Source organism: Pseudomonas donghuensis (assembly GCF_000259195.1).
In the GTDB taxonomy this organism is placed as follows: domain Bacteria; phylum Pseudomonadota; class Gammaproteobacteria; order Pseudomonadales; family Pseudomonadaceae; genus Aquipseudomonas; species Aquipseudomonas donghuensis.
In genome coordinates this window covers 1-26,025 of sequence record NZ_JH650775.1, presented here as the reverse complement: position 1 = coordinate 26,025, position 26,025 = coordinate 1, and the positions used below count along the sequence as shown (strand labels likewise).

The window sequence follows — 26,025 nt, the reverse complement described above, 5'->3', positions numbered from 1 at the left end:
CGCCACTCCGGCTTCGGCAAGAGTGGCAGCGGTGCGCGCCACTACCTCGTCGTCGACCTGGCCCAGGGCATAGGCATGGCTGACTGCGACGCGGCCATTGAGGCCGGCGGCACGGGTACGGGCGGCGATCCGTTGCAGTTGTTCGATACCTTGCAGGCCGGGCTCGTGCAGGTGGATATCAATCTTTACAGCATGGCGCTCGGCAATGCCGAAGACCACATCGAGCTGACCGTCGGCGTCGCCGTCGAGGGTAGTGGGGTCGATACCGCCGATCACGTCGGCGCCCTCACGGATCGCCGCATCGAGCACTTCGGCGGTGCCGGGGCAGGACATCACTCCGGCTTGCGGAAACGCCACCAGCTCGATGTCGACGATGCCGCGCCATTTTTCCCGCGCCTCCAGCACCGCCTGCAGGTTGCGCAGGCCGGTGGTGGCGTCGACGTCGACATGGCTGCGCATGGCCACGGTGCCGAACGACACCGCCTGGCGGATCAGCGCCTCGGCCCGTTCGAGCATCGGCGGGGCACTGGCCAGTTCACGCTTTTCGATGGCCAGGCGTTCACGCAGGCTGGCGGCCGGTTGATGCGGGTGCCAGCGGTCGCCGACAAAGCTCTTGTCCAGATGGATGTGACCGTCAACCAGACCTGGCAGCACCAGGTGGCCTGCCAGGTCGATGACCTCGGCACCTGCGCTGGCCGGACGTTCGCTGCCCAAGCTGACAATGCGCCCGTCGGCAACCGCGAGGTTGAGCGGGCTGCCATCGGCAGCAACAGCGTTGACGAATACACGATCGATCATTTCACAGCCCTTTGCCGACTACTGATTCACACCCTATAGAAAGACCGCGCCTATCCACAAATTAAATATTGGAATCGGTTGCAGTGGATTTCTGAATGCGAACCCCGGGCCTGGCGCTGCCTCAGCCCAGCAGGTGCTTGAGCGGGTGATAGTCGGCCTTGAGCGTTTGCGTGGCCTTGAGAATCGCCTCTTCGATACCGCGCAAATGGGTGCACACCAGCTCGATGGCCGCAGCCTGATCACCGGCTTCGATGAGGCTCAGCAGGCGCAGGTGTTCGTTGCCGCGACAGGCTTCATGGCGCTCGTCATCCAGGGTCGAGGCGTACAGCGAGCCGCGCTCGATCAGCTTGCGGAACCAATCGAGCAGCACCGGGTTGTCGAGCACTTCGGCCAGGCGCAGGTGGAACTCGCCGAGCAGGTGGACGTAGCGCCCATGGTCGCCGGCGTCGGCGGCGGCTTCTTCTTCGGCAACGTGCTGGTGCAGCGGCGCGAGGATCTCGGGGTCGGCGCGTCGGCACAGCTCGGTGACAATGCCGATTTCGATCAGCCGGCGGGTTTCGAACACCGAACGGATGTCATCGTCGCTGGGCAGTGACACCCAGGCGCCCTTGTTCAGCTCGGTGGACACCAGGCCGTCGGCTTCCAGTTGCTTGAGCGCTGCGCGCACCGAGGTGCGGCTGACCTTGAACAGCTCGGCCAACGACGACTCGCCCAGCTTCATGCCGGGGCGCAGGGTGCGTTTTCTGATGGCCTCGTGAACCCCTTGGTAGACGCGCTCTACCGTCGATGCGGGGTGTTTTTCCGTCATTACCAGCTCCGATATGCCTTGACCTTATAAGCATGCCGCAAATGTGGGCTGCTGTGCACCACTGTGTAGCAGATGAACCTGTGGGAGCTGGACTTGCCAGCGATCGAGCGCGAAGCGGTCGCAATTCAGGCGCCACCTTATGTGCTGGCTGGACTGGCCTCATTGCTGGCAAGCCAGCTCCCACAGGTGATTGGGTACATATTTATATTCATGTGTGTACTTAAGTAGCTGTTGAGTGGGTACATATTCACTGGCCCGTTACCTGATTTCTCAGTTTTCTACCTCTAGTGTTTGACCGTTTGGTCAGTTTAATCAGCCGTTCAGCAGCTCATAAAAAAATATTTATCAGATAAAAATCAACGAGATATTGGCCTTTTACGACGCCGGAGGATTTTCCGCTGCCTGCCATCTGGCACACAAATTGTTCATCGATAATCGTAATACAAAAATTGTATGCAATCTTTGTATGCATCGGCGCAGGGCAGCGCCAACACTGCGGTCCCACTCTTCAAATCCAACAATAATTCGCTGCGGTACCCTCATTCAGGGGCTGCAGAAGGAGCCCGGGGAACATGCAATCGGATACTTCCAACCCGCTGCAAACCTCCTACCTGCCGCCGCAGGCCGCATCGGTCGAGCAGGGGGGGCTTAGCCCCAAGCTGCATAACGCCGACCTTGCGCCGACCAAGGCCGAAGGCCGGCGCTGGGGCGGTTACAGCATCTTTGCCTTGTGGACCAACGATGTGCACAACATCGCCAACTATTCCTTCGCCATGGGCCTGTTCGCCCTCGGCCTCTCCGGCTGGCAGATGCTCGCAGCACTGAGCATCGGTGCCGTGCTGGTGTACTTCTTCATGAACCTCTCGGGGTACATGGGGCAGAAAACCGGGGTACCGTTCCCGGTGATCAGCCGCATGAGCTTCGGCATTTATGGCGCGCAGCTGCCAGCGATCATCCGTGCGGTGATCGCCATTGCCTGGTTCGGCATCCAGACCTACCTGGCCTCGGTGGTGTTGCGGGTGCTGCTGGTGGCGGTGTCGCCCGACCTCGCACGCTTCGACCATGACACGATCCTCGGCCTGTCCAGCCTCGGCTGGGCGAGTTTTATCGCCATCTGGCTGGTGCAGCTGGTGATCCTCACCTTCGGCATGGAGATGGTGCGCAAGTACGAATCCTTCGCCGGGCCGGTGATTCTTTCCACCGTGCTGATCCTGGCGATCTGGATGTACCTGCGGGTCGACGGCCAACTGGCCTGGTCGGTCGGTGAGCCGCTGAGCGGTTGGGCCATGTGGACCCAGGTGTTTGCCGGTGGCGCGCTGTGGCTGGCGATCTACGGCACGCTGATCCTCAACTTCTGCGACTTCGCCCGCTCGGCGCCGTGCCGCAAGACCATCCGCGTCGGCAACTTCTGGGGCCTGCCGGTGAACATCCTGGTGTTTGCGGTGATCAGCTTTGTGTTGGCCGGGGCGCAGTTCAGCATCGATGGCCGGGTGATCGACAGCCCGACCCAGATCGTTGCCGCGATTCCCGACAAGACCTTCCTGGTCCTCGGTTGCCTGGCGTTTCTGATCGTCACCGTGGCGGTGAACATCATGGCCAACTTCGTTGCGCCTGCGTTCGTGCTCTCGAGCCTGGCGCCCAGCCGCCTGAACTTTCGCCGTGCCGGACTGATCAGCGCCACCCTGGCGGTGCTGATCCTGCCCTGGAACCTCTACAACAGCCCGCTGGTGATCGTCTACTTCCTCTCCGGCCTGGGCGCGCTGCTGGGGCCGCTGTACGGGATCATCATGGTCGACTACTGGCTGATCCGCAAAGCCCAGGTGCATGTGCCTGACCTGTACAGCGAAGCGGCCAGCGGCACCTATCACTACACCCGCGGGGTCAACTACAAGGCGGTGGCCGCCCTGGTGCCCTCGGCCATCGCCGCCGTGGTGCTGTCACTGGTGCCGGCCTTCAGTGCCCTGACGCCGTTCTCCTGGTTCTTCGGCGCCGCCATCGCCGGCGGCGTGTACTACCTGATCTCTGATCGCAACAAACACTACGTGGACTGTTCCGGCGAGCACTTTGCCGTCGACAGCGCCCAGCACTGAGTTCTGCACAAGGAATACCGCAATGAGAATTTTGGTCGTCAACGTCAACACCACGGTATCGATCACCGACGCCATTGCCCGCCAGGCGCGCAGCGTGGCTTCGCCAGGCACCGAGATCGTCGGCCTGACCCCGCGTTTTGGCGCAGAATCGGTGGAGGGCAATTTTGAAAGCTACCTGGCTGCGGTGGCGGTGATGGAACGGGTACTCAGCTATGACCAGCCGTTCGATGCGGTAATCCAGGCCGGGTACGGCGAGCACGGCCGCGAAGGCCTGCAGGAGCTGCTCAATGTGCCAGTGGTGGACATCACCGAGGCGGCGGCCAGCGTCGCCATGTTGCTGGGCCATCGGTATTCGGTGGTCACCACCCTGGACCGCACCGTGCCGCTGATCGAAGACCGCCTGAAGCTGGCCGGGCTGGACAGCCGCTGCGCCTCGGTACGCGCCAGTGGCCTGGCGGTGCTGGAGCTGGAGGAAGACCCGGAGCGGGCGATCGAGTCGGTGGTGCGTGAAGCCGAGCAGGCGGTCACGGTCGACAAGGCCGAGGTGATTTGCCTGGGCTGCGGTGGCATGGTCGGGCTGGAGGAACGGATTCAGGCGCGCACCGGGGTGCCGGTAGTGGATGGGGTGACGGCGGCGGTGGCGTTGGCAGAATCCCTGGTGCGCTTGAAGTTGAGTACGTCCAAGGTGCGCACCTATGCGACGCCGCGGCAGAAGCAGATTCTGGGGTGGCCTCGGGCGTTATTGGGATGAATCCCACAGTAAACAGCCGCTGCTGATGAAAAAGGCCCGCAATGTGCGGGCCTTTTTACTCAGTGGTGTTTGTACTTACGCTTGTGCTTGTGTTTATGCCCACCGGAACTGTGCCGGTCGTCATCGGCAATGTTGTTGCCCAGGGCGCCACCGGCCGCGCCGCCCAGGCCGGCACCGATGGTCGAGCCGGTTCGCCCGCCCAGCTGGTTGCCAATCACCGAGCCACCGGCCGAGCCCAGGCCGCCGCCAATCGCGGCCTCGGTGCGGTTGCCCTTGCGCGCGCCCACTGCGCTACCGGCCGCGCCACCGACGCCGGCACCAATGGCCGCGCCCGTGCTGCCGCCGATCTGCTGACCGACCACGTTACCCAGCGCCCCGCCCAGGCCACCGCCGATGGCGGCAGTACCATCCCCGGCGGCCATGGCGCCCTGGGAGAGCAGGATACCCAGCGTCAATGCAGGTAATGAAATACGCATGTTTTTAGCCTCAGGTAATTCGGGAGTTAGGGGTGAAACAGGGCAGATCAATCGTCATCATCGTCGTCGTCACGGTCGCGACGGCGGTCATGGTCGTAGTTTCGGTAGCGGTCGTCATCGCGGTAGCGTTTGTAGCTGCGATGCTCGTAACCGTCGCGATCATCCCAGTCGCGGGAGTAGCGGTGGTCACGGTCGCCACGGCGGTAATCGTCGCGGTCGTAATCGTGGTAGTAGCAACCGGAGGCGGCCAGTACGCTGGCGATCACGGCGATTTGCGTCAGCTGTTTCAGCACTGAGGGTCCTTGATCCGCAGGGCGGTAGGGAAGGTAATAACTCAGACTGTGTTTCCGGGATTTTGTTTCCGCGCCAGCGTTGTAATTTGCAGCAACAAAAAAGGCCCACCGAAGTGGGCCAAACGTTCTGAAGGGAGGACGCTCAGGATAAAACCTGGCCGGTTAAGCCGTCGTTAAGGCCTTGTGCTGGTCGCCGCTAGCAACCGTGAAGTTGACAGGCACCCACACCTGGGCCAAGTTGCTCGCCTTCAAGCCTGACTTCGGTCGGGCTTTTGTTTTTTCTCGCAGGGAGGGGGGCACAAACATGGACTGGAAAGCGCTGGAAAACAGCCTGGTCGACTCGGCTCGGGCAACGCTCGAGGCGTTGCTTGCCGACGGGGTCGCCCCCCTTTACGGCGCCGCCTTTCATGCCAGCTACCGTGAAGAGGAACGGGTCATCGACCTGCCATCGTTTGCCGCCAACAGCCTGGCGGCACTGGATGAGGATCATCCCCGGCGCAAGCAGCAAGGTTTCTGGGGTGTGCAGTGGAACCCGGCGGACTGGCGTTGGGACTGGTTGCTGGAGGATTACGGCAACGCTGCCCTCAATGCCTTGGATGAGCCGCTGCAGACCTATGCCAACCGTGCCGGGCCTGATGCCTGGCAAGCCGCCGAACAGCGCTTTTTGAGGACTGTGGCGCGCGCCGCCAAGGCCTTGAACCGCATTTACGCCAGAGACCCACGGGTCGCCAAGGACTTCATTGTGTTTTTCCATGATGAATACGGCGGGCCGGAGCTGGCGGCCAAAAGCCTTTCGCCACGCCAGTTTGTGCATCATTTCCCCGAGCAGGACGCCACCGAACAGGAGCGCCGTCGTGTCGCTACGCTCGCAGAAGACCAGCAGGTCAGCTACTACCTGAACTGCCTCTCCCGCCCCCAGGCTATTGATGGTGAGGAGGCCAGCCGCTGGCTGATTGGCCGTGGCCGCAGCGCAACGGCTGCGCTGGTGCACACTTTGCAAAACGGCCCGCAGCGATGGCGGGCGGCGATGATCCTCGGCCTGGCCGGGGTCGCCGAGGCGGCGGCAATCGACGCGTTGCGCCTGCAAGTGGTCAACGGCAAAGACCCGAGCACGCGTCGCTGGAGTGCCAGCGCCCTGGGTTACCTGGGCGATTTTGACTGGTTGCTGGCGCAGGCGGCTGATGCGCAACTGGCTAACCTTTCGGTGGCTGGCTGTTGCGCCAGCCTCAGGGCTTTTCGTGATCAGGGCGCGCAGCGGCTGGTACTGGATTACCGTCCTCTCGAAACCCTGCTGCAGCGCTATCCGCAGTGCGCAACGGAAGCTGAGGAGACGATCAAGCCGGGCTCCAGTTACTGCACCATCGACACCAGCGATATTGACGAAGCCGTGCGCGGCCTGACGTCTGAGCATGTCGCCATTCGCCGCCATGCCGCCTGTGTGCTAAACAACCGGCGCCTGGGCAAGCGCAAGCTAGCAGCGGCCCTGGCCGCGCTGCAGGAATGCCTCAAAGATGCTGACCCGAAGGTGGCCTACCTGGCTGGCTTGACCCTTGAGTCGCTGCAACACTGAGACGAGCAACCTGCCTTTGTCTTGGCCGCCACTGGTCCAGCGGACACAGCCCCACTGTGGGAGCGGGCTTGAGCCGCGATGAGGCCATGTTGGCTGGTTTACGACCGCTTCGCGCTCGATCGCTGGCAAGTCCAGCTCCCACAGGTTCGGTGTGTGCAGATCAATTGTGGGAGCTGGCTTGCCAGATAAGGTGGCGTCTGGATTACGACCGCTTCGCGCTCGATCGCTGGCAAGGCCAGCTCCCGCAGGTTCGGTGCATGCAGATCTATTGTGGGAGCTGGCTTGCCAGCGATGGGGCCCGTCCAGTCGACTCATCAGCCGGCGCCTGCTCGCCTGGCGCCGCAAACACCCAACCATACAAAGGACAGCAACCAGACGTAATACCCATAGGTGTATCCGGTAACGGTGAACTGACCGTCCTCGTCATACAAACTCACCAATTGCCACTGCACCGACAACCCGGCCAGCAAGGCCAGCAGGGCATAGATCAGCCTGCGTCTGGCGCTGCGGGTCCGGTACGCCGCCAGGAACAATGGGTTCGCCAGCCAGGCGAAGTAGCCGAACAGCATGACCGGCAAGCCCAGGATGGAGGCCAGAAAGCCGGAGTTGGTGGTTTGGCTGTAGACCTCGCGCAGCCAGTTGTGCTCCTCGCTGTGCACCGCGGGTAGCACCAGGCTGAGCAGGTAGAGGGCCAGCCCCAGGTCTCGCGGCTCAAGCCGTCGCGCTCGCCACTTGATCACCGTGGCAACTCGATACGCGCCACCAGGCCGCCGCCGCGGCGGTTGCTCAGCTGCAGCTCGCCGCCTTGTTCACGCACCGCCGAGCGCGCCGACGACAGCCCCAGGCCAACGCCACCGGTATCGCGGTTGCGTGAGGACTCCAGGCGAAAGAACGGCATGAACACGTCTTCCAGTGACGCGTCGGGAATGCCCGGGCCACGGTCACTGATGTCGATCACGATGGCGTGTTCGGTGCTGCTCAGCCGCACTTCGGGCTCGCGCGCATACTTCAGGGCGTTCTCCAGCAGGTTGGTCACGGCGCGTTTCAAGCCCAGCGGCCGACCGATGAAGACCAGGTTGGACGGCCCGTCGAAGGCCACATCGATGTGTTGATCGCGATAGTCGTCGATCAGGGTCTGCAGCAGTTCGGCGAGGTCGAACGGGGTGGTTTCTTCCAGCCGGGTCTCGTCACGAAAGAACCCCAGTGCCGCATTGATCATGCTCTGCATTTCATCGACATCACGGAACAGCTTGCGCTGTTGCTCCGGGTCGTCGATGAACTCGCCGCGCAAACGCATGCGCGTCAGGGGCGCGCGCAGGTCATGGGAAATGGCCGCGAGCATCTGCGTGCGTTCGGCCACGAAGTGCTGGATCTGCGCCTGCATGGTGTTGAAGGCGGTGATTGCCTGGCGCCATTCATGGGGGCCTTCAAGGCCAATGGGCGGGGCGCGAAAGTCACTGCCAAAGCGCCGCGCGGCACGGGCGAAACGCTGCAGGGGCCCGGCCAGTTGACGGGTGCCGACCCAGGCCACCAGCAGTGCGGCAACCAGCGCCAGGACGCCGATGATGGTAAAGCGCATGGCCACACTCAGGCCCCAGCTGCGGTACGGTGGGGTGAAGGCCAGCCAGCTGCCATCGTTGATCTGCATGACCAGTTTGTAATGGGCATCAGGGCTGTCTGCCGGCCAGTCGCTGGGCTGAAAGCCTTCAAGGTGTCGCGGGCTGTCGGCCAACAGGCGCTGCAGCGGCGGGGCTTCCTCCAGGGTAATTCGTGCCCCTGGCCCGGGCAGTTGCAGGTCGGCGCGCTGGCGGCTCCACTGCACTTGCAGCAGTGGGTTGCTGGCCGCGCTGGCCAGCGTCGGGCGCAGTTCAGGCGGCGCGGCTTCGAGGGTGCGGGTGGTCACGGCGATCTGTTCGAGCAGGCCGGTCTGGGTCAACGGCGGACGCGCCCAGACCCCGGCCAGTTGCACGAACAATACATTGAGCACAACCGAGGTCAGCATCGCGGCGATGATGGTCAGGGCAATGCGCCGGCTGATGCTGTCGCGGCGCAGGTCGAGGCGGATCACGAGCGGCTGACCTTGGCACTGAACAGGTAACCGCCATTGCGCACCGTGCGGATCAACTCCGGGCGCTTGCTGTCGGGTTCGATCTTGCGCCGCAAGCGGCTGACCTGCACGTCAATGCTACGGTCAAAGGCTTCATGGCCCTGGCCGCGGGCCAGGTCAATCAACTGCTCGCGGGTGAGGATGCGCTGCGGGTGTTCGAGGAATACCAGCAGCAGGTCGAACTCGCCGGCCGACAACGGCACCATGACGCCTTCAGGGGTGCGCAGCTCGCGCCGGGTGACGTCCAACTGCCAGTTGTCGAAATGAATCAGCGGGCGGCTTTCCTCGCTGCTTGGCCGCAGCTGCTCACCGGCCCGGCGCTGCACCGCACGCAGGCGGGCGAGCAGTTCGCGGGCATCGAAGGGCTTGCCCAGGTAGTCGTCGGCGCCCAGCTCCAGGCCGACGATGCGGTCGCTGAGCTCGTCCATGGCGGTGAGCATGATGATCGGGATGCCGGTGCTGGCGCGCAGCTTCTGGCACAGGCTCAGGCCGCCTTCGCCGGGCAGCATCAGGTCGAGAATGATGATGTCCGGGCGCTGCAGTTCGATGGCCGCCCACATGGCCTCGCCGTTGCCGGCCAGGTCGACTTCATAGCCGTGGCGGACAAAGAACTTCTTCAGCAGGGCACAAATTTCCAGGTCGTCATCGACAATCAGCAGTCTGCTCACGTTGCGGTCCATGGGCCGTGAAAAGTGCGTATCTAAAACCATTCTGCGCTGCCGGTCATTTATTTCAATCTCGCAACATTCCTGCAGCGCCGACACAAAGCGGACATCAGCCTGCAAAAGCCCTGGGGCACGCTGTGGCCCGTTCATTCAAGGGAGTTTTCCATGCCGGCCACACACCCGACCAACGGCTTCGACAGCAGCCAGTCGCTGACCCTCGACCTGCGTACCCAGGAACTCTGGCGCAATGCGCTGCTCAGTTACCAGGACTCGCGCCTGGGCTTGTCCAGCGACGGCAGGCACATGATCCTCAGCCACTATTTCGAGCGTTACAGCCCCACCAGCAACCAGTGGATGGAGTACAGCTACAAGATCCCCTTGGGCGAACTGGTGCACTGGATCATGAGCCAGGGCGAGCTGCACGTGGACCGCTCCACCAGCACCCCGAACCCGGCCAATGACGGTTTCGGAGGCTGAGATGCGTAAACAATTGATCGTACCGCTGCTGAGTGCCTCGCTGTTGCTGGCCGGTTGCAGCCAGAACAAGGTCAGCCCCAAGGAGTACTCGGGCTTTCTGCGCAACTATGACCAGTTGAGCGAGCACAAGACCGCCTCCGGTGACGCGGTGCTGCGCTGGGTCAGCCCCAAGCTGCGCATGGAGCGCTACAGCCAGGTGTACATCGCCCCGAGCCAGTTCTACCCGATGCCCAAGGCCAGCGCGCAGATCCCCGCGGCCACGCTCAAAGCGGTCACCCAGTACTACGATGCGGCGCTCAAGCGTGAACTGGGCAAGGTCCTCAACCTGGTCGAGCAACCCGGGCCGCACACCTTGATCGTGCGCCCGGCGATCACCTCGGTGGGCGCCCATACCCAGGCGCTGCACTTCTATGAGTACCTGCCGGTGACCTTGGTGGCGGCCGGGGTCAGCAGCGCGGTGGGCATTCGCGACCTCGACAGCGTGATCGCCACCGAGGCGGCGTTCCTCGATGGCGGCAGCCGCGCGGTGGTTGCCGAAGTGGTGCGCAAGGGCACCGGCCTGCCGCTGGAGAACGACGATCAGGTGATGACCGCCGACAACCTCAAGGTGGTGCTCGATGGCTGGGCGCGGGACTGGCGGGTAGCCGCCGAAACCCTGCAGCAGCGAAAGCGCGGTGCCGTCACAGGGCAAACAGCCAAGGCACCATGATCACGCTGGCCACCATCACCAGCAGGGTGAACGGCACCCCGACCTTGACGAAATCGCCGAAGCGATACTGGCCGGGGCCGAGCACCAGGGTGTTGACCGGCGATGACACCGGGGTCATGAACGCTGCCGAAGCCGCCAGGGCGACGATCATCGCAAAGGGGTAGGGCGAGGCGCCCAGTTGCTCGGCGGTGGTCACCGCCACCGGCGCCATCAGCACCGCGGTGGCGGTGTTGGAGATGAACAGGCCGATGATTGCGGTGATGGCGAACAGGCTGGCGAGAATCACATAGGGCCCGGCACTGCCAAGCATTTGCACCAGGCCGTGCACGGCCAGGGCGATGCCGCCGGTTTTCTGCAGGGCCAGGGCAAATGGCAGCATGCCGACGATCAGCACCAGGCTTTGCCAGTGGATGGCGCGGTAGGCGCTGTTCATGTCGATGCAGCGCCCGGCGCCCATCAGCAGGCAGCCAATCAGCGCGGCAATCACGTTGGGCACCACGCCGCTGACCATCAACCCGACCATTACCGCCAGGCTGATCAGCGCATAGGGCGCGCGATTGCCGGCCGGGGCGACATTGTCGATTTCGGCCGGCAGGCTCAGCACCAGGAAGTCCCGTGGTTGGGTCTGCAACTGGCGAATGGCTTTCCAGGTGCCGATCACCAGCAGGGTGTCGCCGAGCTTGAGCTTTTCTTCCACCAGTTGTTCTTCAATGGCGGCCTGGTCGCGGCGCAGGCCGACCACGTTGAGGCCCCAGCGGCTGCGGAAGGTCAGTTCCAGCAGGCTTTTGCCGATCAGCTGCGAGCCCGGCGGCACCGCCACTTCGGCCATGCCCACTTCCTGGGACTGGTCGATGAAGTAGGCCGCCTTGAAGTGCAGCGGTTCCAGTTGCATGCCCTGGCATAGGCTGCGCAGGTCGTCCTTGGGCGCGAACAGGTCGAGCAGCAGCACATCGCCTTCGTGCACCGTGGTGCTCGAATCGGGGCTGAGCACGCGGGTGGTGAACTTGTGCTGGCGCTCGATGCCGACCACGCTGGCGCCGTGTTCGGTGCGCAGTTTCAGCTCGCTGAGGCTATGGCCGATCAGCGGCGAGCCGGGGCGCACACGCAGGCGCCGTTCGCGGCCGGCAAGCTTGTAGTCGATGATCAGGTCGAGCAGGGTACGGCGGGTTTGCGCGCTGCCGTCCTTGCGCACTTCACCGCCCAGCCAGTGGCGGGTCAGCAGCATGTAGCCAACGCCAAGCAACAGCACCACCAGGCCGAACGGGGTAAAGCTGAAGAAGCTGAAACCGCTTTCGCCATGACGCACCAGTTCGCTGTGCACCACCACGTTGGGCGGGGTTGCCACCAGGCTGAGCATGCCACTGATCAGCCCGGCGAAAGCCAGCGGCATCATCAAGCGGCTGGGCGAGACCTTCATCCGCGCAGCGATGCTCAGCACCACCGGAATGAAGATCGCCACCACCCCGGTGGAACTCATCACCGAACCCAGCCCGGCTACGCAGACCATCAGCAACACGATCAGCCGCGCTTCGCTGTTACCGGCGCGGTCGGCCATCCACTCGCCGATGCGGTAGGCGATGCCGGTGCGCACCAGGCCTTCGCCGATCACGAACAGGGCGGCGATCAGCACCACGTTGGGGTCGCTGAACCCGGCCAGGGCTTCCTGCACACTGAGGATGCCCAGCAGCGGCAGGGCGACGATCACCAGCAGGGCGACCACGTCCATGCGCGGCCGATTGGCGATGAACAGGGCCACGGCGGCGAACAGCAAGCCGAGCACCCAGAGCAGTTGGGGATTCATGCAATCTTCCTGGTACCTGAAGGCTGCAAGTCTGGCAGAAAATCCCCGCGTGTTTGTTGATGTGCTGCAGCGCGAGGGGCATCACCGGGTATTGGTGGTAGAGTTGCCGGCGTTTTTCATCATTCAAGGAAGAAAGGTTTGAGCCAGAACACCAGCAACTGGAAGGGCACCGCCCTGGCTTTCGGTTTGATCGGCTGCATCACGCTGATCGGCTACATCATCGACTACACCACCAAGGTCAATGTGTTCCTGATCTGGGATAACAAGGCCTTCTCCTACATTGCCATCTGCTTGAGCCTGGTGGCCCTGTCTGTGCTGGGTACCTTTCTGCTCAATCACAAGAACGCCGATACCAATGTATTCGGCAGCCTGCTGGTGTTGGCGATGGCGGGTATTTCGCAGCTGATTTTCGGTTTCGAGGCGTCCGTTTTTCTGTGCCTGGCCGGGCTGTATGTGGCCGGTGCTATCGGCCTGGCCATCGGTTTTGGCAACAAGCGCGCGATCGAAGCCGCAGAGGCCGACGAGCCGCTGTAGGTCAACCTTCGCTCAATTGCTGGCGCAGCGCCCTGAGGTCGCGGGTGTCCATTACATAGGTGCGCGCCAGCCAGTCGCCGGGCCGCTGGCAATAGCGCGACTCGGCGCACAGCCAGACCACGATCAGGCCGAAGGCTGCCTCGATCGGCCGGGTGATGCCGCGCAGCAGCGCCTGGAGCAAACTGGGGGGCTGGCCGGCACGGTTGATCACGCTCAGCCCGAGCAGCAGCTTGCCCGGTGTTTGCCCGCGCATCAGGTACTCGAACAGCGGAAAGTACAGCAGTTGCATCAGCAGCATGCCGTCTTCGCCACGGCCAAGGCCCAACAGGGCCAGGGCGAACCAGGCGCCGAAGGCGAGCAGGGTATCGAGCAACCAGGCGCCGATGCGGCGAATGATCAGGGTGGTGCGGGAGACGTGCATGGTCGGAGGCTCGCATTCCTGGTTGTAAGGCACACGACTGCAGGGCGGCCGGTGCTTTATGCATCCGGGTTGTCTCTTTGACGCCAGGGCAATGCTACAGTCACGTTTTTTTCGACGAGGATGAGTCATGCGGGTAGTAATGGCGATGGTCGCTGCAGCGTTGTTGGCCGGTTGTGCGTCTTCGGCCATGGAGGCGGCGCGCAGCCAGGCGCCCACCAAGGCCTTCAGTTCGAGCAAGGCGGCGGATGTGGTTGCCCAGTGCATCCAGTTCGGCTGGCAGGACGAGGAGGTCTTTGGCGTCGACGCCAGCGGTTACCTGGAGCCTGGCAAACAAGGCGGCTTCACCGTGTACACCCGCGAGGCCGAATCTTTTGCCGACATCCGCGCCCAGGGCGGCAGCACCGCAGTCAGCTACTACGCCAAGCACAACGACAGTGTCGCCCTGCGCCGCATGGCTGCCCTGGCCACCTGCCTGTAAGCCTGCCTAGCGGGGCATGTACCTGAGCTGCCAGCGTCGCGGGATTTTCAGCGAGAGCAAACCCAGCGTCGTCGCCAGCACGGCGCTGAACAGCAGCGCCGCCAGGTCGAAAGCCTGCTCCAGCAGCACCCCGAGCACGGCGCCGACGAACATCCCGGTCCAGGGAATCAACTGCACCCGCCAGCCTTGCCGGCGCTCGCCCAGCAGCGCCCGGCCCAGGCCACGGCCGAAGCGCGAGAGGGCGCCGGTGACGTAGGTGAGGCCGATCGGCAGGCCGTTCACTTCCTCGACCACGGCGTTGATCATGCCCATGGCGGCGACTGCCGACACCAGGGCCGGCAGTTGCAGCGTGCTCGGCAGCAACGCCGCCAGTGCCAGCAGCGCGGCGATGACCAGCAACAATGGGCATGGGCGGCGACCGCTCAGGCCCGCAATCACCACCCCCAGGGCGTTGCCCACGACAAAGGCCAGCAGCACGGCAGCGATGCGCAGGGTCGGCCCCAGCTCGCCGTCGCCCAGCGATACCGCCAGGCGTGTGGTGTTGCCGCTCATGAACGAAACGAAATCGCCGGTGGCCATGAAGCCAATGGCGTCGGTCATGCCGGCCAGCACCGACAGCGCGGCGACAAAGTACAGACCGACCTTGCCGCGCAACCGGGCGGCTCTGGCAGACGAGGAGGTAGAACCTGGCAGCATCCTTGGCGCTCCCGATAGGCGATGAGTGGGGTTAGCGTTGTTGCCTCAGCCGTGCTTCGAGTCCGGCAATGGCAGGGTGTTCGGACCGGGAGCCAAGCGCCTGCCAGTATACATAAGCTGTCAACTTCGGGTTTGCCCAGCGGTGATCGCAACTCCCTATGGGAGCCGGCGTTGCCGGGGATGGGCTGCAAAGCAGCCCGGGTTCACCTCAGAAGGTGTAATCCACCGTCGCAAAGTACGACCGCGGCTCACCCATCAGCCACTGCTCGCCACTGTGTGCGGTGGCCGCATAACGCCGGTCCAGCAGGTTGTTCAACTGCAAGCCCAGGCGCACATCCGGCAGCACCTGCCAGCCCAGGTTGGCATCGACCACGGTAAAGCCCGGCACGCTCCGGGAGTTGGCGGTGTCGGCATAACGCTCATCGACATAACGCAGGCCCATGCCAGCATCCACGTTGTGGCTCAAGCCTTTGCTGACCCACAGGTTGGCGGTACGCCGTGGCACATTGCTTGGGCGGTTGCCGGCACGGGAGACGGTTTGCCCGCCCACTGTCTGGTCGAAATCGTCGTACTTGGCGCGCACCAACGAGGCGTTGGCCGAGACGTGCCACTGGTTGGCCAGGGCCAGTTCCAGGGTCGCTTCCAGGCCATCGGAGGTCTGCTGCCCGGCCTGTTCCTTTTGATGGGTGTCGGGGTTATCGACCAGCAGCTTCTTCTTGACGATGTGATAGGCCGCCAGGGTCCACTCGCCGCGGCCGTCCCAGAACAGTTGCTTGAGGCCGAATTCGGTCTGCTTGGCTTCGGTCAGGTCGAACTGCTGCTGAGTCGGGCTCAAGGTGACCAGGTCGCTGACGCCATCTTCGCTGGTGGAGTACTGGCCGTACAGACTCAGCTCGTCGTTGACCGCGAACACCAGCCCGGCGCGCCAGTTGCCGCCGTTGAGGCTGCGGTCCGTGCGGGTGTCGTTGACCAGGTTGTTGCGGTCGATGTGGTTCTGGTCGCGGCGAATGCCGGTCACCAGCGACCAGCGCTCCGACAGCTGCGTGCGGTTCTCGGCGAACAGGGCAAAGGTGCGGGTGGTGCTGTCGGTCTGCGGGCGGGTCGGATCTTTACTGTGGAAGTACCCTGGCGCCGGCTGCCATGGGTTGATGAAGTCGCCGCCGATGTCGTTGTACGGCGAGTTGCTGTCGATGCCGAAACGGATGCGGTTGTATTCGGCGCCGACCACGGTCTTGCTGGCCAGGCCAAACAGCGAATGGTCAAAGGTAAAACTCTGACGGTCGCCGATCTGCTCCTGGTCGTGCTTGATTTCAAGGTAACTGCCACGCTGCAGTTGGCCGACGCTGTTGTTCCAGCTGTAGTCCTCGGCGTTGCGCCAGTGCCGGCGGCTCTTGAGGTAGTACAGCTGGTTGCTGGCGCTGATCGAATCGCTGATGGCCCAATCAGTGTTAAAGCGGGTCCATTCGTCGTGGTAGTGCTGGGCCGAATCCTTGAGGTTGTAGTTTTTCTTGCCCAGGCTGTCGCGGTAATGGCCGTCGATCAGCGGCGTGCCGAAGTAGTTCATCGGCTCGGCGTCGCCGCGCTCGTGGGCGAGGGTGAAGCTCAGGTCGTCGCTGGCGTCGAAGCGCAGGGCGGCGCTCATGGCCAGGTTCTTCGAGTCGCCACGGTCGATCCAGCCGTTGCTTGCCTGGCGGTTGAGGGTCATCCGGTAGCTCAGCCGCTCGCTCAGCGAACCGCCGCTGTCCAGGCCCAGTTGCTGGCGATCGTAAGACCCGTAGCCCAGGCGCAGCTGGTTGCGGATCTCGCCGGCAAACGGCTTTTTCGCGATCACGTTGATCACCGCACCCGTGGCGCCTTCGCCGTACAGCACCGAGGCCGGGCCGCGGATCACGTCGATGCGCTCGACCATCCACGGGTCGACCGGGAAGCTCTGGGTGCCGGCGCCGGTGTACATCCGCGAACCGTCGAACAGGGTCATCACCGAGCCGTGACCGCTGAAGCCGCGGGCCGACAGCGCCGTGTTGCCGTTGCCCGGGGTGGCCACCGAGGTGATGCCCGGCGAACGGGTCACGGCGTCTTGCACGGTGAGGTTGTTGCGTCCCTCGATGACCTCGCCTGCGAGGCTGCTGGTGCTGGCCGGGGTGTCCATGGCGCTGAGGTTCAGGCGCGAGCCGGTCGGCAGCGGGGTGGCCAGGCTGATGGTTTCGTTGTCGCTGCTGCTGGTGATGGCCGTCGAGGGCAGGGCCAAGGTAGAAGGGCGGGTGTCATCGGCGAAAGCCGGCACGCAGAAGGCCAGGCAGGGAGCCAGGGCATTGGCCGCCAGGGTGTGAAGCTTGGAGTTACGGGACATGTCGTTCCACAGTCAACAGGAAGAATGAATCCCGGAGGGAACAACGCACGGAGGAATGGCGCGCGCAGGCGAACGCCAACCGGCCTGCGCCCGCCCACCGCGGGGTTGCCAAACAAAAGCCTCAGGCCGGTCTCCGGGCTTGCGAGGGTCATGAAGGCCTTCACCTTCCCATGCCGGAGCACAGTGGTGTTTCGAAGGCTTCGCTCGCTTACCGTTGCGGGGGCAGCGCCGGACTAGTCATTGGCATGACGCACCGGCTTCCCGTTTCACCCTGCGCACGGCGGCGCAGGACACCTGAAACTGGCGCGCATCTGAACACTGAAAGCCTTTGCAGTCAACGGCTTGGGAATCTGAGCAGATCAGCCGGCAAGCCGGCTCCTGTAGGAGCGGGCTTGACCCGCGATGAGGCCAGCACAGTCAATACAGATTCAACGCCCGCGCTTGCGCGAAACCACCGCCTCGATATTCTTGCGCCCGATCAGCACCGGCTGCTTCGGCTCCTCCAGCCACTTGTACATCACCAGGCTGTCCACCAGCCCCAGGCGCGCATGCCGGTAGGCCTTGGGCAAGCGCCCGACGATTGCAAAGCCAAGCTTCTGCCACAAGGCCACCGCCACCTCGTTGCTCGACACCACCGAGTTGAACTGCATGGCCAGAAAACCCAGCTCCCGCGCCAACTGCTGCGAATGCTCGCACATCAACCGGGCCACACCGCGCCCGCGGGCGGCATCGCAAACCATGTAGCCGCAATTGCTGACATGGTTGCTGGGGCCGGCGGCATTGGCCTTGAGGAAGTAGGAGCCGAGCAGCACGCCATCTTCTTCGGCCACCAGGGTCTGCAGCGGCGCGTCCAGCCACAGCTGGCGGGCTTGCTCCTGGTTCATGGCCGGGTCGAAGGCATAGGTTTCGCAGGCGCTGACAATGGCCTGGAAGGTCGGCCAGAAGCGCTCGAAGTCAGCGGCGGTCATGGGGCGGATGTGGATCATGGGGGTTCCTGAAAACGGTTCGCCTGCTAGCTTATGCGAAAATGCCAGGAAGTGGGTGAGGCGCGGCGTTGGCCGCGCACTCACTTGTGGGGAATTTACTGCTCTGCCTTGCCCACCGCATCCAGGGCCCGCGCCGAGTACACCAGCGCCGCCCCGGCATTCATCGCCACGGCCACGCCCAGGGCTTCGGCGATTTCCTCGCGGCTGGCGCCTTGCTTGACCGCCTGGGCCGAATGCACGGCGATGCAGCCGTCGCAGCGGGTAGTCACCGCCACGGCCAGGGAGATCAGCTCGCGGGTCTTGGCGTCCAGGTGGTTGGTCTTGGCTCCGGCGCCGCTGGCGGTCATGTAACCGTTGACCGTGTCGGGAGAGAGTTGCTTGAGATCGCCAATGCCGGCCATCAACTGATTACGGTAGGCATCCCAGTCCATCATGCTCATTGTCTTCACCTTGGTGTGGTTGGCAACTAGAACAGTGAAGCTAGTTTTTTTTGCGGCAGGGCGCCGTTGGTCGATGGTCGGGGAAAAGCAGGACTTTAGGAGGGGACCCATCGCGGGGCAAGCCCGCTCCTACAAGGAGCTGGCTTGCCTGCGATAGCGGTCTGAATCAGATATAGATGAACACCAGCACCAACGCCGCCACCACCGCCCATTTCTCCAGGTAGTAACGGGTGCGGTTGCGCTTCTTCAGCGCCTTGCCGCGCTCGCGGATCTTGTAGATGCGGGTGAACAGCCGGTTGATGCCACCGGTCTTGTCGCCGGCATCGTTGGGCGCGGCCGCCGCGGCCATCACGCTGCGGCTGAACCAGCGGTTGAACGCCGTGGCCCAGCGGTACTTGAGCGGACGCTCGACGTCGCAGAACAGAATGATGCGGTTGTGTTCGGTCTGGTTCGAGGCGTAGTGGATGTAGGTTTCATCGAACACCACCGCCTCGCCGTCGCGCCAGGCGTAGTTCTCGCCGTCAACGCAGATGTAGCAGCCGTCATCGTTGGGCGTGTCCAGGCCCAGGTGGTAACGGTACGAGCCTGCGTAAGGGTCGCGGTGGCGCACCAGCTTGGAGCCCGGAGGCAGGGTGGCGAACATCGCCGCCTTGACCGTGCCGATGCCTTGCAGCAGCTCGGTGGTGCGCGGGCACAGCTTCATTGCCGACGGGTGGCTTTCGCCGTACCACTTCAGGTAGAAGCGCTTCCAGCCGCTCTTGAAGAACGAGTTGAAGCCGACGTCGTCGTAATTCTGCGAGCTCTTGATCTCGCCGACATGCAGCAGTTGCTGGGCCTCGGCGCGGATTTCCTGCCAGTTGTCCTGCAACGGCTTGAGCTCGGGGAAGGATTCAACCGGCAGGTAAGGCTTGGCCGGCAGCTTGGAGAACAGGTACAGGAACACGTTGACCGGGGCCAGGAAGCTTGAGTGATCACCCAGCTGGCGGGTGACTTTGTGCCGCACCCGGCCACGGAAATGGACGTAGGCAATGGAGAACACGAACAGTAAAACGAGGAAGATTTTCATGGGCGGATACTTGTCGATGTGGCGATGCGCCATGGCATAAGCCCGCCAGCATAAACAATCATCTCCCTGGTTTGTACTAAATGTTACCGGTTGTGTGCCCGACCATAGTGCTAGGCGCAAGCGTTTGCGTTAACGGTTCAGCGCCAGGCGGATGCTTGAGGTAGCGACCGAGGTCCCCAGCGGCCTGGGCTTGCAGCACGCCCACCAGCACCTCGATGCCCGCGGCCTCGAGCAGTGCGATACCGGCCCCGGCATTGCGTGGATCGGGGTCGAGCATGGCCACGCACACACGCTGGATGCCGCGCTTGACCAAGGCGGTGGCGCAGGAAGGTGTGCGGCCATGAAAGGAGCAGGGCTCAAGGGTCACGTAGGCGGTGACGTCGTCGGCATCGCCGTCCAGCTGGGCCATGGCCATGGCTTCGGCATGGTGCTGGCCGGGCGCTTGAGTGAAGCCGCGGGCGATGATCTGGCCGTTGCGCACCAGCACGCAGCCCACTGGCGGGTTGGGCAGGCAGGCGGGCAAGGCGCGGCGGCCTTCGCTCAGGGCCTGATGCATGAACAGCTTATCGCTGGGTGAAAAACAATCCATTGTCGTTCAGCTCCTGGGGTAGTGAGTGCGCACAGGCGCGTACACAGCGTAATTCAGCTTGCGCGTCTTTGCCGCCTCACTTGCGGGTGATTTTGTTGCCGGGTACATGCAGGTAGGACATCACGCTCTCGGTCAGTTCGGTGGCCAGTTGCACCGCTTCCTTGTTACGCGCCATGACCCCGGCCACCAGGCCTTCGATCAGTGCCAGCACGGCAATGCTGGAGCTGGTCAGCACCGGGTGATCGGCGGCGGCGAACAGCGTATGACGGGCGATGGGCGCCAGCGGCGAGGCCGGCGAGTCGGTAATCGCCAGCACCGTGGCGCCGCGCTCATGGGCAAAGCGTGAGAGCTGCAGGGTGTCCTGGGAGTAACGCGGCAGGGAAATCGCCAACAGCACGTCCTGGTCAGTGATCGCCGCCAGACGGTAGGCGGCGTTTTCGTTGCCGCCCTCCATGCTGATGGCGCAGGCATCGGCGCAGAACGGTACCAGGGTCGAGGCCGCCAGGCCCGCCAGGTAGACGCTGTTGCCAAAACCCAGCACATAGACCTTGCGGGCCTGGGTCAGGCAGGTGATGAAGGCCTCGAAGGTGTCCGCCGGGTTGATGCTGCGGGTGGTCGCCAGGTTGCTGCTGGCGCTGTGGATCTGCTCGTGCAGGCCGAACTCGCCACCGGGGCGCTGGGCCAGTTCATTGCGCAGCTTGTCCACGGGCGAGACCATTTGTTGCAGGGTGCTCACCAGCTCGGCCTTCATGCCGCTGTAGCCGCCCAGGTCCAGGGCCTTGGCCAGGCGGTTGACGGCGGCGGGCGAGGTGGCGGTGGCCTGGGCCATCTCTTCGATGGTCAGGGTGGCCGCCTTGAGCGGGTGACGCAGGATGTAGTCGGCCACCTTGCGCAACGACGGTTGCAACTCGGCGAGGCTTTCCGACAGCTTGCGCATGACCGGCGAGGCGTAGACGGTGGTGTTCTTCGGCGTGCTCGACATCCGTTGCAAGGCTCCCTGAAAGATGCGCCGCAGTGTATCCCAAGCCTCGCCCCGGCGTGCAGTCGGGGCGAGGCCTGGGGGCTTACTTGAGGCTGCCGGCGAGAAACTGGCGCAGCCGCTCGGACTGCGGCCTGGCCAGCACTTCACGAGGGTGGCCACGTTCTTCGGCAATGCCCTGGTGGAGGAACAGCAACTGGTTGGACACCTCGCGGGCAAAGCCCATTTCATGGGTGACCACCACCATGGTCCGGCCTTCGCTGGCCAGGTCCTGCATGACTTTGAGCACTTCGCCGACCAGTTCCGGGTCGAGCGCCGACGTCGGCTCGTCGAACAGCATCACTTCCGGCTCCATGGCCAGCGCGCGGGCAATTGCCACCCGTTGCTGTTCGCCGCCGGACATGTGCGCAGGGTAGGCGTCGCGGCGATGGCTGACGCCGACCTTGTGCAGGTAGTGTTCGGCCTTGTCGCGGGCTTCCTTGCGGTTGATGCCCAGCACCTGCACCGGGGCTTCCATGACGTTGTCCAGCGCGCTCATGTGCGACCACAGGTTGAAGTGCTGAAAGACCATGCTCAGCCGCGCACGCAGGCGTTGCAGCTGACGCGGGTCGGCGGCCCGGAGCCCGCCGCGGGGGCAGCTGCGCAGCTTCAGCTGCTCGCCGTTGACCAGGATCTCGCCGGCGTTGGGTTGCTCAAGCAGGTTGATGCAGCGCAGGAAGGTGCTTTTGCCCGAGCCGCTGGAGCCGATGATGCTGATCACGTCACCGGCGCTGGCCTGCAGCGAGACGCCCTTGAGCACCTGGTGGGTGCCGTAGCTTTTATGCAGGTCGTTGATTTGCAGTTTGTTCATCAGTCAGTACTCGCTGGTGTCAGTCGGTGAGCAGGCGGCCGTGGCGTATCGGCGTAGTGCCGGCGACCTTGGCCAGCCACAGGCCGGGTTGGGCGAAACGCAGGCGTTCACGGGCATAGAGGATGCCGTCGATGCTGGCCCTGACCACGCTGTGGCGATCGCTGAGCGGATCGATCACCTCGAACAGCGGGTCACCCGCCGACACCCATGCCCCCAAGGGTTGCAGATAGCTAACTACCCCAGGGTGTTCGGCATAGGCGTACTGGGCCCCGGCAAAGGGCGTGGCGACGCAGCACTGGCTGGGCGCCTCGGGCCAGTCTCCGCTGATCAGCCCCTGGTCGGCGAGGTAGCCGAGAATCTGCTCGGCGCTGGCCTGGCATTGTTCACGCCCGGTATCAGCCATGCCGCGCAGTTCGACGGTGGTGGCCACGCAGGCCAGGGGAATCTCGGCCTCGGGGAAGTACTCGCGCAGGCGCAGCCAGGGCACCGCACAGGCTTCATCGAAGGCGTCGCCACCGGCGTCCTCGGCCAACAGCACCGCTTCGGCACCCAGGCGGGCCGCCAGCGAGCGCAGGCTTGGCCAGTTCTGCGGCAGGGCGTAGAGCAGCATCACCGATTCGAAGTCGCAGTGCAGGTCCAGTACCAGGTCAGCATCGCAGGCGCTTTGCAGCAACACGCGGCGCAGGCCATCGAGCTCGCTGCGCGCCGCGGGCAACTCGGCGAGGGCTGCGGCCATGGCCCGGCGAATCGTTGCCACGTTGGCCGCGCCGTCACTGCCCAGTTGGCCCTCAAGGCGCGCCACCAGGGCTTCGGTCAAGGGCGGGAAATCGCGGTTGAAGTTCTTGCCGCTGTTGAACTCGAAACGGCCCTGGTGCGTGGCCTGGAACATCTGGCCAATGCCGATCGGGTTGGCCAGTGGCACCAGCTCGATCACGCCACTGAGCCGGCCCTGGGCCTCAAGTTCGCCCAAGCGCCGTTTGAGTTCGACCGCCACCCGCATGCCGGGCAGTTCATCGGCGTGCAGCGACGCCTGGATATAGGCCTTGCGCGGGCCGCTGCCGAAGCGAAACAGGCGTAGGGTGCGCTGGGTGCCGCAGGCGCTCCAGGGCAGAACATGGTCAATTTGCTGCATGAAAGCTCCTTAGTGCTTGCGCGGGGCGAGGTAGGCCAGCCAGCGGCGCTCGGCCAGCTTGAACAGGCGCACCAGCATGAATGTCAGGGCCAGGTAGATCAGCCCGGCGGTAATGAACGCCTCGAAGGGCAGGTAGTAACGGGCATTGAAGGTTTTAGCCGCGCCGGTGATATCGACCAGGGTGACGATCGAGGCCAGGCTGGTGGTCTGCAGCATCATCAGCACTTCATTGCTGTATTGCGGTAGGGCCCGGCGCAGGGCCGAAGGCAGCAGGATGCGCCGGTACATCGTCAGGCGCGACATGCCCATGGCCCGGGCCGCCTCGACCTCGCCACGGGCCGTGGACCGCAGGCTGCCGGCCAGCAACTCGGCGCTGTAGGCGCTGGTGTTGATGGCAAACGCCAGGCAGGTGCAGAAGGTCGCGCTGGACAGGTACGGCCACAGCGCGCTGTGGCGTACGGCTTCGAACTGGGCCAGGCCGTAATAGATCAGAAACAGTTGTACCAGCATCGGCGTGCCGCGGATCACATAGGTGTAGAGCCAGGCCGGATAGCGCAGCAGGCAGTTGCGCGAGACCCGCATCAGGGCCAGCGGGATCGCCAGCGCCAGGCCGCAGGCCAGGGAGATCAGCAGTACCTTCAAAGTCAGCAGGATGCCGTTGCAGTACAGCGGCAGGTTTTGCCAGATCAGCTGATAGTCGAGCATCAAACAACTCCCCTCACAGTTCGGCGGCTTTGCAGCCGACCGAGTAGCGTTTCTCGACGCCGCGCAACAGCAGCAGCGACAGGCTGGTCAGCAGCAGGTACAGGCCGGCCACGGCAACAAAGAAGGTGAACGGCTGATGGGTGGCATCGGCCGCGTTCTTGGCCTTGAACATCATGTCCTGCAGGCCGATCACCGAAATCAGCGCGGTGGACTTGGTCAGCACCAGCCAGTTGTTGGTAAAGCCTGGCAGCGCCAGGCGCACCATCTGCGGCACGCTGATCCGCCAGAACACCTGCAGGGCGCTCATGCCGTAGGCTGCACCGGCTTCGGCCTGGCCTTTGGGGATGGCCAGGAAGGCGCCACGGAAGGTTTCCGAGAGGTAGGCGCCGAAGATGAAGCCCATGGTGCAGACCCCGGCAATGAACGGGTTGATGTCGATGTACTGCTGGTAACCCAGGGCCAATGCCAGGCGGTTGACCAGGTCCTGGCCGCCATAAAACACCAGCAGGATCAGCACCAGGTCGGGGATGCCGCGCACTACCGTGGTGTACAGCTCACCCAGGCGGGCCAGCCATTTGAGTGGCGACAAGCGGCAGGCCGCGCCGAACAGGCCGAGGCAGATGGCCATGGCCATGGCCAGCAAGGCCAGGTTGATGGTCAGCCAGGCGCCATCGAGAATGCTCGATCCGTAGCCATGAAGCATGATGAAAGTCCTCGCCAGCCGGGCTTAGTGGCCGTAGATATCGAACGGGAAGTACTTGCTTTGCACCTGCTGGTAGGTGCCGTTGGCGCGGATCGCCGCGATGGCGGCGTTGAGCTTGGCCAGATTGGCGCTGTCGCCCTTGCGCACGGCAATCCCGGCGCCGCGGCCGAAGTACTGCGGATCGCTGATATCCGGGCCGACCAGGGCAAAGCCTTGCCCGGCCGGGGTCTTGATGAAGCTCTCTGTGGTGTTGACGATATCGGCGAGGGTGGCGTCCAGGCGTCCGGCGGCAAGGTCGAGAAAGGCTTCGTTCTGCGAGGCGTAGCGCACCACTTCGACGCCGGCGCTTTCCAGCTGCTCGGTGGCGAAGCGGTCGTAGGTCGAGGCACGCTGCACGCCGACCCGCTTGCCCTTGAGATCGGTGGTCGGATCGTTGATCTGGCTGCCGGCCTTCATCGCGAACTTGCCGGGCGTGTGGTAGTACTTGTCGGTGAAATCGACCGATTTCAGCCGGTCCTCGGTAATCGACATCGACGACAGCACCGCGTCGATCTTGCGTACTTTCAATGACGGAATCATGCCGTCGAATTCCTGGATCACCCACTGACACTTGACCTGCATCTGCGCGCACAGGGCGTTGCCGATGTCGTAGTCAAAGCCTGCCAGTTCGCCTTGTGGCGTGCGGTAGGAGAAGGGCGGGTAGGCGGCCTCGATGCCGATACGCAGGCTGCCTTGGTCGGCCTGGGCGAATGCGCTGCAGGCACAGAGGGCCAGTGCGCCTAGAAGTCCGGTCTTGTTCATATTCTTGACTCCGGTGGGTGGGGTACGCATAGAAATGACATGAATAATTTCAGAAATCAATTTTATGAAAATAAAAATATCAGTTCGGCGACTGACGGCACATCCGCGCAGGGGTTAGACTCAGCATTCGACCCAAGGAGAGCACGGCATGGCCCCAGGCATTGGCGAAACCGGTGAGCCGTTCAAGCGGCTGTTCTTTGCCCTTGATTGCGGGCCAGAACAGCGCCGGGCCATTGCCCGATGGCGCGGCGAACTGGATATGGGCGCCGCCCGGCCGGTGCCGTCGGCGAACTTTCACCTGACCCTGATGTTCGTCGGTGCCGCCGGCACTGCTCAGTTGCCGGCGATCCTGGCCGCTGCCGCTGCTGTCAAGGTGCCCGGCGAGTTGCTGACGCTGGTGCTCGACCGGCTTGAGGTGTGGCGCCCGGCCAAGGCGTTGGTGCTGGTGCCCAGCCAGACGCCTGCGGCCTTGCGCCAGTTGGCGTACGCGTTGCAGCAGGCGATGCTGCCGTTGGGCATTGTCCAGGACCCGCGGGACTACCGTCCGCACCTGACCCTGGCCCGCGACTACCGTGGCAGTGAGCCTGAAGCCCTGGAGCCGGCAGCCTTTGTGCTGCGCGCGCGGCACTTCACCTTGTTCGAGTCGCGCAAGGGCCAGTACTGGCCGTTGGCGCAGTGGCCGTTATAGTCTACGACGCGCTTCGCGCTTGGCCCGTGATGAGGCCAGTACAGCCAGCTCATCAGGTGGTG

At 63.8% G+C, this 26,025-nt stretch carries 30 protein-coding genes and 1 riboswitch; of the genes, 9 read left to right on the top strand and 21 right to left on the bottom strand.

Annotation, left to right across the window (positions count from 1 at the left end):
- Together UW3_RS27415 and UW3_RS0120975 are read right to left on the bottom strand one after the other, a co-directional pair.
- Positions 1-798 (bottom strand): amidohydrolase family protein (locus tag UW3_RS27415; protein ID WP_010225341.1); only part of this gene is annotated, 798 nt, incomplete at its 3' end.
- A gap of 121 nt (positions 799-919) precedes the next feature.
- On the bottom strand, positions 920-1,606 hold the full coding sequence (locus UW3_RS0120975; protein ID WP_026001439.1) for a GntR family transcriptional regulator: 687 nt from the start codon (positions 1,604-1,606) through the stop codon (positions 920-922).
- A gap of 572 nt (positions 1,607-2,178) precedes the next feature.
- On the opposite strand from UW3_RS0120975, the gene UW3_RS0120965 reads away from it, so the two are divergent.
- The gene (locus UW3_RS0120965; protein WP_010225338.1) at positions 2,179-3,696 is read left to right on the top strand and encodes an NCS1 family nucleobase:cation symporter-1; all 1,518 of its coding nucleotides are present in this window, start codon (positions 2,179-2,181) and stop codon (positions 3,694-3,696) included.
- 22 nt (positions 3,697-3,718) lie between these two features.
- Positions 3,719-4,447 carry an aspartate/glutamate racemase family protein gene (locus UW3_RS0120960; protein WP_010225337.1) on the top strand — a complete coding sequence of 243 codons (729 nt, stop codon included), beginning with the start codon at positions 3,719-3,721 and terminating at the stop codon, positions 4,445-4,447.
- A gap of 59 nt (positions 4,448-4,506) precedes the next feature.
- Here UW3_RS0120960 and UW3_RS0120955 read toward each other — a convergent pair whose 3' ends face one another.
- Together UW3_RS0120955 and UW3_RS0120950 are read right to left on the bottom strand one after the other, a co-directional pair.
- Entirely contained in the window at positions 4,507-4,923 is a 417-nt protein-coding gene (locus tag UW3_RS0120955) for a glycine zipper domain-containing protein (RefSeq protein ID WP_026001438.1), read from the bottom strand.
- Positions 4,924-4,970: 47 nt separating this feature from the next.
- Positions 4,971-5,216 (bottom strand): hypothetical protein, encoded by a 246-nt coding sequence (locus UW3_RS0120950; RefSeq protein WP_010225335.1) that lies wholly within the window; start codon positions 5,214-5,216, stop codon positions 4,971-4,973.
- A gap of 304 nt (positions 5,217-5,520) precedes the next feature.
- On the opposite strand from UW3_RS0120950, the gene UW3_RS0120945 reads away from it, so the two are divergent.
- Complete coding sequence (locus UW3_RS0120945) at positions 5,521-6,786, top strand: DUF4303 domain-containing protein (RefSeq protein ID WP_010225334.1); 1,266 nt, start codon at positions 5,521-5,523, stop codon at positions 6,784-6,786.
- 314 nt (positions 6,787-7,100) lie between these two features.
- On the opposite strand, the gene UW3_RS0120940 is transcribed toward UW3_RS0120945, so the two are convergent.
- The 3 genes from UW3_RS0120940 to UW3_RS0120930 are packed head-to-tail and all read right to left on the bottom strand — an operon-like array spanning position 7,101 to position 9,573.
- Positions 7,101-7,526, bottom strand: coding sequence for a hypothetical protein (locus UW3_RS0120940; protein WP_010225333.1), 426 nt, complete (start codon positions 7,524-7,526; stop codon positions 7,101-7,103).
- The gene (locus tag UW3_RS0120935; RefSeq protein ID WP_010225332.1) at positions 7,523-8,854 is read right to left on the bottom strand and encodes a sensor histidine kinase; all 1,332 of its coding nucleotides are present in this window, start codon (positions 8,852-8,854) and stop codon (positions 7,523-7,525) included. The genes UW3_RS0120940 and UW3_RS0120935 overlap by 4 nt, the downstream gene beginning before the upstream one ends.
- Entirely contained in the window at positions 8,851-9,573 is a 723-nt protein-coding gene (locus UW3_RS0120930; protein ID WP_010225330.1) for a response regulator, read from the bottom strand. Before UW3_RS0120930 ends, UW3_RS0120935 begins: the two co-directional genes overlap by 4 nt.
- A gap of 150 nt (positions 9,574-9,723) precedes the next feature.
- Here UW3_RS0120930 and UW3_RS0120925 point away from each other — a divergent pair, with 150 nt between their 5' ends.
- Together UW3_RS0120925 and UW3_RS0120920 are read left to right on the top strand one after the other, a co-directional pair.
- Positions 9,724-10,035: a hypothetical protein gene (locus UW3_RS0120925; RefSeq protein ID WP_010225328.1), complete on the top strand. Its 312-nt coding sequence runs from the start codon at positions 9,724-9,726 to the stop codon at positions 10,033-10,035.
- A 1-nt stretch (position 10,036) separates the two neighbouring features.
- Positions 10,037-10,744 carry a DUF3313 domain-containing protein gene (locus UW3_RS0120920; RefSeq protein WP_010225326.1) on the top strand — a complete coding sequence of 236 codons (708 nt, stop codon included), beginning with the start codon at positions 10,037-10,039 and terminating at the stop codon, positions 10,742-10,744.
- Here UW3_RS0120920 and UW3_RS0120915 read toward each other — a convergent pair.
- Entirely contained in the window at positions 10,716-12,545 is a 1,830-nt protein-coding gene (locus UW3_RS0120915; protein ID WP_010225324.1) for an SLC13 family permease, read from the bottom strand. The genes UW3_RS0120920 and UW3_RS0120915 overlap by 29 nt on opposite strands.
- Between UW3_RS0120915 and UW3_RS28905 the strand changes: the two genes are divergently transcribed.
- Both UW3_RS28905 and UW3_RS0120910 read left to right on the top strand, forming a co-directional pair.
- Positions 12,544-12,687: a hypothetical protein gene (locus tag UW3_RS28905; RefSeq protein WP_158467534.1), complete on the top strand. Its 144-nt coding sequence runs from the start codon at positions 12,544-12,546 to the stop codon at positions 12,685-12,687. The two genes, UW3_RS0120915 and UW3_RS28905, sit on opposite strands and share 2 nt — an antisense overlap.
- A complete protein-coding gene (locus tag UW3_RS0120910) occupies positions 12,684-13,079 on the top strand; it encodes a hypothetical protein (protein WP_010225323.1) in 396 nt (131 codons plus the stop codon). The genes UW3_RS28905 and UW3_RS0120910 overlap by 4 nt, the downstream gene beginning before the upstream one ends.
- 1 nt (position 13,080) lies before the next feature.
- Here the strand turns inward: UW3_RS0120910 and UW3_RS0120905 are convergent, their stop codons facing one another.
- The gene (locus UW3_RS0120905; protein ID WP_010225322.1) at positions 13,081-13,500 is read right to left on the bottom strand and encodes an RDD family protein; all 420 of its coding nucleotides are present in this window, start codon (positions 13,498-13,500) and stop codon (positions 13,081-13,083) included.
- A gap of 127 nt (positions 13,501-13,627) precedes the next feature.
- Here UW3_RS0120905 and UW3_RS0120900 point away from each other — a divergent pair, with 127 nt between their 5' ends.
- Positions 13,628-13,978, top strand: a complete 351-nt coding sequence (locus UW3_RS0120900) for a hypothetical protein (RefSeq protein WP_026001436.1) — start codon at positions 13,628-13,630, stop codon at positions 13,976-13,978.
- A gap of 6 nt (positions 13,979-13,984) precedes the next feature.
- On the opposite strand, the gene UW3_RS0120895 is transcribed toward UW3_RS0120900, so the two are convergent.
- The 12 genes from UW3_RS0120895 to UW3_RS0120840 form a co-directional block, all read right to left on the bottom strand.
- Positions 13,985-14,674, bottom strand: a complete 690-nt coding sequence (locus UW3_RS0120895; protein WP_026001435.1) for a YoaK family protein — start codon at positions 14,672-14,674, stop codon at positions 13,985-13,987.
- Between the two features lie 208 nt (positions 14,675-14,882).
- Positions 14,883-17,024, bottom strand: coding sequence for a TonB-dependent receptor (locus tag UW3_RS0120890; RefSeq protein ID WP_010225319.1), 2,142 nt, complete (start codon positions 17,022-17,024; stop codon positions 14,883-14,885).
- 107 nt (positions 17,025-17,131) lie between these two features.
- Positions 17,132-17,337, bottom strand: a riboswitch (cobalamin riboswitch).
- Between the two features lie 115 nt (positions 17,338-17,452).
- Positions 17,453-18,010 (bottom strand): GNAT family N-acetyltransferase, encoded by a 558-nt coding sequence (locus UW3_RS0120885; RefSeq protein ID WP_010225316.1) that lies wholly within the window; start codon positions 18,008-18,010, stop codon positions 17,453-17,455.
- Positions 18,011-18,105: 95 nt separating this feature from the next.
- Entirely contained in the window at positions 18,106-18,450 is a 345-nt protein-coding gene (locus UW3_RS0120880) for a carboxymuconolactone decarboxylase family protein (protein ID WP_026001434.1), read from the bottom strand.
- A gap of 166 nt (positions 18,451-18,616) precedes the next feature.
- A complete protein-coding gene (gene lpxO / locus UW3_RS0120875; protein ID WP_010225312.1) occupies positions 18,617-19,516 on the bottom strand; it encodes a lipid A hydroxylase LpxO in 900 nt (299 codons plus the stop codon).
- 76 nt (positions 19,517-19,592) lie between these two features.
- Positions 19,593-20,105, bottom strand: coding sequence for a bifunctional diaminohydroxyphosphoribosylaminopyrimidine deaminase/5-amino-6-(5-phosphoribosylamino)uracil reductase RibD (locus tag UW3_RS0120870; protein WP_010225309.1), 513 nt, complete (start codon positions 20,103-20,105; stop codon positions 19,593-19,595).
- A gap of 76 nt (positions 20,106-20,181) precedes the next feature.
- Complete coding sequence (locus UW3_RS0120865) at positions 20,182-21,087, bottom strand: MurR/RpiR family transcriptional regulator (RefSeq protein WP_010225307.1); 906 nt, start codon at positions 21,085-21,087, stop codon at positions 20,182-20,184.
- Between the two features lie 82 nt (positions 21,088-21,169).
- Positions 21,170-21,934 carry an ABC transporter ATP-binding protein gene (locus UW3_RS0120860; RefSeq protein WP_010225304.1) on the bottom strand — a complete coding sequence of 255 codons (765 nt, stop codon included), beginning with the start codon at positions 21,932-21,934 and terminating at the stop codon, positions 21,170-21,172.
- Positions 21,935-21,953: 19 nt separating this feature from the next.
- The gene (locus tag UW3_RS0120855) at positions 21,954-23,066 is read right to left on the bottom strand and encodes a succinylglutamate desuccinylase/aspartoacylase family protein (RefSeq protein ID WP_010225302.1); all 1,113 of its coding nucleotides are present in this window, start codon (positions 23,064-23,066) and stop codon (positions 21,954-21,956) included.
- A 9-nt stretch (positions 23,067-23,075) separates the two neighbouring features.
- Positions 23,076-23,771 carry an ABC transporter permease gene (locus UW3_RS0120850; RefSeq protein ID WP_374045246.1) on the bottom strand — a complete coding sequence of 232 codons (696 nt, stop codon included), beginning with the start codon at positions 23,769-23,771 and terminating at the stop codon, positions 23,076-23,078.
- 13 nt (positions 23,772-23,784) lie between these two features.
- The gene (locus UW3_RS0120845) at positions 23,785-24,474 is read right to left on the bottom strand and encodes an ABC transporter permease (RefSeq protein WP_010225298.1); all 690 of its coding nucleotides are present in this window, start codon (positions 24,472-24,474) and stop codon (positions 23,785-23,787) included.
- A 24-nt stretch (positions 24,475-24,498) separates the two neighbouring features.
- A complete protein-coding gene (locus UW3_RS0120840; protein ID WP_010225297.1) occupies positions 24,499-25,275 on the bottom strand; it encodes an ABC transporter substrate-binding protein in 777 nt (258 codons plus the stop codon).
- 148 nt (positions 25,276-25,423) lie between these two features.
- Here UW3_RS0120840 and thpR point away from each other — a divergent pair, with 148 nt between their 5' ends.
- Positions 25,424-25,963, top strand: a complete 540-nt coding sequence (thpR, locus tag UW3_RS0120835; RefSeq protein ID WP_010225295.1) for an RNA 2',3'-cyclic phosphodiesterase — start codon at positions 25,424-25,426, stop codon at positions 25,961-25,963.
- Positions 25,964-26,025 lie beyond the last annotated feature (62 nt).

What these genes read in the sequence shown, in the direction of transcription:
- UW3_RS0120960 (WP_010225337.1), top strand. Translation starts at nt 3,719, where the DNA reads ATGAGAATTTTGGTCGTCAACGTCAACACCACGGTATCGATCACCGAC.
- thpR (WP_010225295.1), top strand. Translation starts at nt 25,424, where the DNA reads ATGGCCCCAGGCATTGGCGAAACCGGTGAGCCGTTCAAGCGGCTGTTC.
- UW3_RS0120925 (WP_010225328.1), top strand. Translation starts at nt 9,724, where the DNA reads ATGCCGGCCACACACCCGACCAACGGCTTCGACAGCAGCCAGTCGCTG.
- UW3_RS0120865 (WP_010225307.1), bottom strand. Translation starts at nt 21,087, where the DNA reads ATGTCGAGCACGCCGAAGAACACCACCGTCTACGCCTCGCCGGTCATG.
- UW3_RS0120880 (WP_026001434.1), bottom strand. Translation starts at nt 18,450, where the DNA reads ATGAGCATGATGGACTGGGATGCCTACCGTAATCAGTTGATGGCCGGC.
- UW3_RS0120915 (WP_010225324.1), bottom strand. Translation starts at nt 12,545, where the DNA reads ATGAATCCCCAACTGCTCTGGGTGCTCGGCTTGCTGTTCGCCGCCGTG.
- UW3_RS0120850 (WP_374045246.1), bottom strand. Translation starts at nt 23,771, where the DNA reads ATGCTCGACTATCAGCTGATCTGGCAAAACCTGCCGCTGTACTGCAAC.
- UW3_RS0120975 (WP_026001439.1), bottom strand. Translation starts at nt 1,606, where the DNA reads ATGACGGAAAAACACCCCGCATCGACGGTAGAGCGCGTCTACCAAGGG.
- UW3_RS0120885 (WP_010225316.1), bottom strand. Translation starts at nt 18,010, where the DNA reads ATGATCCACATCCGCCCCATGACCGCCGCTGACTTCGAGCGCTTCTGG.
- UW3_RS0120860 (WP_010225304.1), bottom strand. Translation starts at nt 21,934, where the DNA reads ATGAACAAACTGCAAATCAACGACCTGCATAAAAGCTACGGCACCCAC.
- UW3_RS0120955 (WP_026001438.1), bottom strand. Translation starts at nt 4,923, where the DNA reads ATGCGTATTTCATTACCTGCATTGACGCTGGGTATCCTGCTCTCCCAG.
- UW3_RS0120870 (WP_010225309.1), bottom strand. Translation starts at nt 20,105, where the DNA reads ATGGATTGTTTTTCACCCAGCGATAAGCTGTTCATGCATCAGGCCCTG.
- UW3_RS0120920 (WP_010225326.1), top strand. Translation starts at nt 10,037, where the DNA reads ATGCGTAAACAATTGATCGTACCGCTGCTGAGTGCCTCGCTGTTGCTG.
- UW3_RS0120890 (WP_010225319.1), bottom strand. Translation starts at nt 17,024, where the DNA reads ATGTCCCGTAACTCCAAGCTTCACACCCTGGCGGCCAATGCCCTGGCT.
- UW3_RS0120840 (WP_010225297.1), bottom strand. Translation starts at nt 25,275, where the DNA reads ATGAACAAGACCGGACTTCTAGGCGCACTGGCCCTCTGTGCCTGCAGC.
- UW3_RS28905 (WP_158467534.1), top strand. Translation starts at nt 12,544, where the DNA reads ATGCAATCTTCCTGGTACCTGAAGGCTGCAAGTCTGGCAGAAAATCCC.
- lpxO (WP_010225312.1), bottom strand. Translation starts at nt 19,516, where the DNA reads ATGAAAATCTTCCTCGTTTTACTGTTCGTGTTCTCCATTGCCTACGTC.
- UW3_RS0120965 (WP_010225338.1), top strand. Translation starts at nt 2,179, where the DNA reads ATGCAATCGGATACTTCCAACCCGCTGCAAACCTCCTACCTGCCGCCG.
- UW3_RS0120845 (WP_010225298.1), bottom strand. Translation starts at nt 24,474, where the DNA reads ATGCTTCATGGCTACGGATCGAGCATTCTCGATGGCGCCTGGCTGACC.
- UW3_RS0120905 (WP_010225322.1), bottom strand. Translation starts at nt 13,500, where the DNA reads ATGCACGTCTCCCGCACCACCCTGATCATTCGCCGCATCGGCGCCTGG.
- UW3_RS0120930 (WP_010225330.1), bottom strand. Translation starts at nt 9,573, where the DNA reads ATGGACCGCAACGTGAGCAGACTGCTGATTGTCGATGACGACCTGGAA.
- UW3_RS0120900 (WP_026001436.1), top strand. Translation starts at nt 13,628, where the DNA reads ATGCGGGTAGTAATGGCGATGGTCGCTGCAGCGTTGTTGGCCGGTTGT.
- UW3_RS0120945 (WP_010225334.1), top strand. Translation starts at nt 5,521, where the DNA reads ATGGACTGGAAAGCGCTGGAAAACAGCCTGGTCGACTCGGCTCGGGCA.
- UW3_RS0120895 (WP_026001435.1), bottom strand. Translation starts at nt 14,674, where the DNA reads ATGCTGCCAGGTTCTACCTCCTCGTCTGCCAGAGCCGCCCGGTTGCGC.
- UW3_RS0120855 (WP_010225302.1), bottom strand. Translation starts at nt 23,066, where the DNA reads ATGCAGCAAATTGACCATGTTCTGCCCTGGAGCGCCTGCGGCACCCAG.